Source organism: Streptomyces sp. 8P21H-1 (genome assembly GCF_013302945.1).
In genome coordinates, this window is the sequence record NZ_JABTYA010000300.1 from 1 (window position 1) to 5045 (window position 5045).

General features: G+C 70.2%; 3 protein-coding genes. 2 read left to right on the forward strand and 1 reads right to left on the reverse strand.

What is annotated here, in order from left to right; all coding sequences use genetic code 11:
* The first annotated feature begins 112 nt into the window (after positions 1-112).
* Positions 113-2353 (forward strand): MMPL family transporter, encoded by a 2241-nt coding sequence (locus tag HO151_RS06350; RefSeq protein WP_173895118.1) that lies wholly within the window; start codon positions 113-115, stop codon positions 2351-2353.
* Between the two features lie 70 nt (positions 2354-2423).
* Here the strand turns inward: HO151_RS06350 and HO151_RS06355 are convergent, their stop codons facing one another.
* Entirely contained in the window at positions 2424-3617 is a 1194-nt protein-coding gene (locus tag HO151_RS06355; protein ID WP_173895119.1) for a transposase, read from the reverse strand.
* A 714-nt stretch (positions 3618-4331) separates the two neighbouring features.
* Between HO151_RS06355 and HO151_RS06360 the strand changes: the two genes are divergently transcribed.
* Positions 4332-4973 (forward strand): LmbU family transcriptional regulator, encoded by a 642-nt coding sequence (locus HO151_RS06360; RefSeq protein WP_254594779.1) that lies wholly within the window; start codon positions 4332-4334, stop codon positions 4971-4973.
* The last annotated feature ends 72 nt before the right edge of the window (positions 4974-5045 follow it).

Consider the following 5045-nt stretch of genomic DNA (forward strand, 5'->3'; position numbering starts at 1 on the left):
CGGGCCCGGCACGCGTCGCGCCGGCGCCGGCCGACCCCGCGTCCGCCACTGTGCCCCGGGTTCCGGCGGCACACCTTCGTCCTCGTCACGTACCAACAGGAGTCGGATCATCTTGGCCACCTTGCTCTACAGAATCGGCTGTCTCGCCTTCCGGCGACGAGGACTCACCGTCCTGCTGTGGCTCCTGGTCCTCGGCGGGGCCGGTGCCGCCGCCTCGTCCGCGCCGCCCCCGCCCGCCGACACCTTCTCCATGCCGGGCACCGAGTCCCAGGAGACCGTCGACCTGCTGAAGGAGAAGTTCCCAGCCGCCAACGCCGACGGCGCGTCGGCCCGGGTCGTGGTGCGTGCACCCGAGGGCGAGAAGATCTCGGATCCCGGACCCCGCAGGAGGGTGACCGCTCTCGTCGCCGAGTTGTCGGAGGGACCGCAGGTCGTCGCGGCCTCGGATCCGTTCGCCCCGGACGCCGTCAGCGAGGACGGCAGGACGGCCTACACGATCGTCACGTACGAGGTCACCGCCATGGAGGTGTCCGACGAGGCGCACGACGCCCTGACCGGGGCGGCCGACGAGGCCCGTGCGGACGGGCTCCGCGTCGAGATGGGCGGTGACGCGGTCCCGGTGGAGCAGGCGGCGGGAGGCACGGCCGAGGGCATCGGCATCGGCATCGCCGCCCTGATCCTCCTGGCCACCTTCGGTTCGCTGGTGGCGGCGGGCATGCCGCTGCTCACCGCCGTCGTCGGGGTCGGTGTGGGCATCTCCGCGATCGGGGCGCTCGGCAGCGCGTTGGACCTCTCCGCGACCGCCAACACCCTCGCCCTGATGATCGGCCTGGCGGTGGGGATCGACTACGCCCTGTTCATCGTCTCCCGCTATCGCTCCGAGATGGCCGAGGGCCGGGAGAAGGCGGAGGCCGTCGGCCGGGCGGTGGGAACCGCGGGCTCCGCCGTGGTCTTCGCCGGTCTCACCGTCATCGTCGCCCTCGCCGGTCTCGCCGTCGTCGACGTTCCGATGCTGACGAAGATGGGCCTGGCGGCAGCGGGCACCGTCGCGATCGCCGTCCTGGTCGCGATCACCTTCGTACCGGCGCTGCTCGGCTTCGCCCCGTTCAGGGTGCTGCGCCGCAGCGACCGCCGGCGGATCGCGGGCAGGCCGCTCTCCGAGCGGCAGCAGCGCAGGGCCGCGAAGCAGGCCGCCCGGCAGCGGCCGGGCCCGGCGGTCCGGTGGGCGGGCTTCGTCCTGCGCCGTCCCGTCCTCGTGCTGCTGTTCGGAGTGCTCAGCCTCGGCGTCGTCGCGGTTCCGGCCACCAGGCTGGAACTCGGTCTGCCGAGCGAGGGCACCATGGCCCCCGACACCACCCAGCGCAAGGCGTACGACATGCTCTCGGGGTCCTTCGGACCCGGCTTCAACGGCCCCCTGCTGGTCACCGTCGAGGCGGACGACGCCAGGTCCGTGGGCAAGGACATCGCGGCCGCGCTGGCCGACGAGCCCGGGGTCGCCCGGGTGGGCCCCGTGGTCCCGAACGAGTCGGGCGACACCGCGACCATCGGTGTCGTTCCGGACCGGGGACCGGCGGACGACAGGACCAGGCAACTGGTCGAATCCCTGCGCGGTGACCTCCCCGGTGTCGGGCGCGCCCATGACGCCGAGGTCCTGGTGGGCGGTCAGACCGCCATGTTCATCGACTTCTCCCAGGTCCTCGACGACGCGCTGCTCCCTTATCTCGCCGTCGTGGTCGGTCTCGCCTTCCTGTTGCTGACCATGGTCTTCAGGTCGCTTCTCGTACCGCTGAAGGCCGCACTGGGGTTCCTGCTGTCGGTCTCCGCGGCGCTCGGTGCCATCGTGGCGATCTTCCAGTGGGGCTGGCTCGCCGACGTCGTGGGGGTCGACCAGCCGGGCCCGATCATGAGCACGATGCCGATCATGATGATCGGAGTGGTCTTCGGACTCGCCATGGACTACGAGGTCTTCCTGGTGACCCGGATACGCGAGGCCCATGTCCACGGCGAGTCCACCGGCGAGGCGGTCGTCACCGGCTTCCGGCACGGTGGCCGCGTGGTCTCCGCCGCCGCGCTGATCATGACGAGCGTCTTCTCGGGATTCATCATGGAGGACAACGTCTTCGTGCGGATGATCGGACTCGGTCTGGCCCTCGCGGTCCTCTTCGACGCGTTCGTCGTCCGCATGGCCGTCGTCCCGGCGCTCTTCGCGGTGCTCGGCGACCGCGCGTGGTGGCTGCCGAAGTGGCTCGGCCGGGTGCTGCCCGACATGGACGTCGAGGGCGGGAAGCTGGCGCGCCCCGGCGCGCCGGCCCGTGACCCGCGCGCGGAGCACGAACCCGAGTACAGCGGCTGACGCTCGTCCGTGGGGGCCGGTGCCACCCGGCACCGGCCCCCACGGACGCGGGAGGGCTGCGAGGTCCCGCTCACGGCACCCGCTGAGCCATGGTGTGCGGCGGCGCGGCGGCGAGTCCGTGCAAGTTCCGGAAGGTGTACGCGGCGGAGACGAGGGCCATGTGGTGGTACCAGCCGGGGAACGAGCGCCCTTCGAAGTCCAGCAGCCCGAAGTCCCGTTCCATGGCACCGATCGCGGCCGTCGTCCCGGTGTGCAGCGCGGCGATCGAGCAGACCTCCGCGAGGGTGTGGTGGGTGAGGCTGGTGAGCCACAGCGTGCTGGGGCAGCGGGCGGGGTCCGCCGCGGCGAAGAGCCGGTAGGGGGGACCGGGGGAGCGGCTCTGGTGGCCGCCCGGTAACTGGACGAGCGACGTCTGGACGAGTGTCTCGCGCCGCTGTCCGCCGGGCAGGGGGACGACGGCTGTCTCCGTGCTCTGCGCATGGGTCAGGGCCCTCGCGCTCACCGGTGCCGGGGCGTTCTCCCCGGCGGGCAGCACCGCCAGGTGCGGTGGTACCGCGACGACGAAGTCCCGGCGGCGCTTGGCGAGTCCGTGCAGCAGGTGCCCCACGTCGGGTTCGTCGCTCATGTCGACGAGGACGACCGGGGACCTGGAGTCGGTGCGGGCCGACAGCCGGTCGACGAGCCGGAGCGTGTGCGCCCACAGCGGCCGGTACTGCTCGGAGTCGGGTATGCGCGCGTCCCTGCGCCGCTCGGGGTCCTGGGTCCAGGACGTCGACAGGTGCAGGCACCAGTCGACCGGGACTTGGATGCTGCCCGCGCACAGGAAGGAGCCCAGCCCGAGCTGGCAGTTGAGCCTGCGGCCCGAGTGGAGGTCGAAGTAGCGGTGGACGCCCACCGACCGGTCACCGCGCTTGGGCAGCACGGCCCGGCCGATGGACCACACGGGTTCCAGCCGGTGGCCGGCCACCCAGCGGGTGAGCTCCTCCATGACCTCGTCGAAGTCCCAGGGACTGAGGCTGACGAACTGGCGCAGCGACTGCACGACGGAGGGGTCGCGAGAAAACGTGGTGGCGAGCCGACGCACTGATTTCTTGCCGGGCGTGGCCACCAGACCTTTCAAATAGGCGTGTGCCCATTTACGCTGGTCGGCCCGACGCAAGCTCTTGAAGATCGTTCTGCTGAAATCTTCAAGAGAAAATTCTGGCTGGGCTGCGTACGCCGTGTCCGGCGAAAACGGCGAAATGTCAGGTCGGCCCGTATCCATGCCGCAATAACTCCCCCGAGATTACTGAGCGTTGTGGGCAGGAAGTGTAGGCCGTGTTCGAGTGTGGCGCCACTGCATTGCCTGCTGGCTGATTCTGGCGCCTTGGGTGGCGCATTGGTCCATGGCGACCCGGGGTGAGCAGGTGGCCAGATTCCGCTCTCCCTCTCCGGGAGTGGATCGGCTGTGCGCGGCACGATCGGTCGTGGCGCGCACTTCTCGGCCTTGAGGCGATGAACTGCCAGAATGTGAAGTGCGCGGATCCCGCTGGAGCGACGGAGGAGAAGGGTGACTGGGACGGCCGGGGGAACGGCGGCGTTCCGCAAGGGCCGATCGCGGGGTTCGTGGACCCGTGCGCCTGTTCAGATCACGCCAATCAGCGGACCGTGCCACTGTGTGGGCGAACCGTTCCGACTCCGTAAAGTAGTGTTCGATGGCGCCAAGATTCTTGAACTGGCATCGATGTCGGGATCTACTCGGGGCTCAGTGGTTGGCCATCCCGCCCTCACTTGGGGAACCGCTCAATTACCGGTTCGGCGAGCTCGGCAGCACTTATCTGCGGACGGCGGCCATTGGTTTTGGCGTGCGTGCAAGAACGGGGTGAATGCTTTCCGCGTCCGACGGAGGGCCACCACGGACCCACCTGGTACCTACGCGCATTGACACGGGGGCATGATGACGAATCAAGCCGAAGAATGCAAGGAATACAAGGCACCCTTGTTCGGCAGGACCGCGGAGACCGTGCCCGGAACCCGAAGAGCCGGAGGGGCGGAGCCGCAGCGCGATCAGGTGCTCACCACGAAGGTGGGACTGCACATACCCGTGGGACTCGCCTTCGAGGAGTGGGAGCACGCCGGGCGTCAGCTCTCCGGGCTGCTCAACTCCTCGTCCTGGTGGCTCGGTGACTGGCTGGTCTACGGCAAGGACCACTACGCCAACCGCTACGAGCGCGGCATCCGCGCGGCCGGACTCCAGTACCAGACACTGCGCAATTACGCCTGGGTCTCCCGGCGCTTCGAACTGCGCCGCCGGCGGTCCGCACTCAGTTTCCAGCACCACGCGGAGCTGGCGTCGCTGCCCGTCGACGAGCAGGAGGGCTGGCTCGACCGCGCCGAGCGCCTGAAGTGGAGCACCAAGCAACTGCGCAACGCCATCAGGGCCGAACGCGGGGGCACCCCGAAGCAGATGGAGACCGCGGCCGCGACACGTCAGCTCGCCGTGCCCGACAACCGGCTCCAGTGGTGGCACAAGGCGGCGTCCCATGCCGGTACCGAGCTGGCGGAGTGGGTGATGGCCACGCTCGACGCGGCCGCCGACCAGGTGCTGAAGGAGTCCGACCGGCAGCTGCCCGCCGAGTGACCCGTGGCCGCCGGCCGGGTCCCCGCCTGCGCCGCCGGCCGGGACCCGGCCGGCGGCGCAGGCGGGGACCCG

Bases quoted from the DNA above. Each gene is read 5' to 3' on its own strand.
- HO151_RS06355 (WP_173895119.1), bottom strand. From the start codon at position 3,617: ATGGATACGGGCCGACCTGACATTTCGCCGTTTTCGCCGGACACGGCG.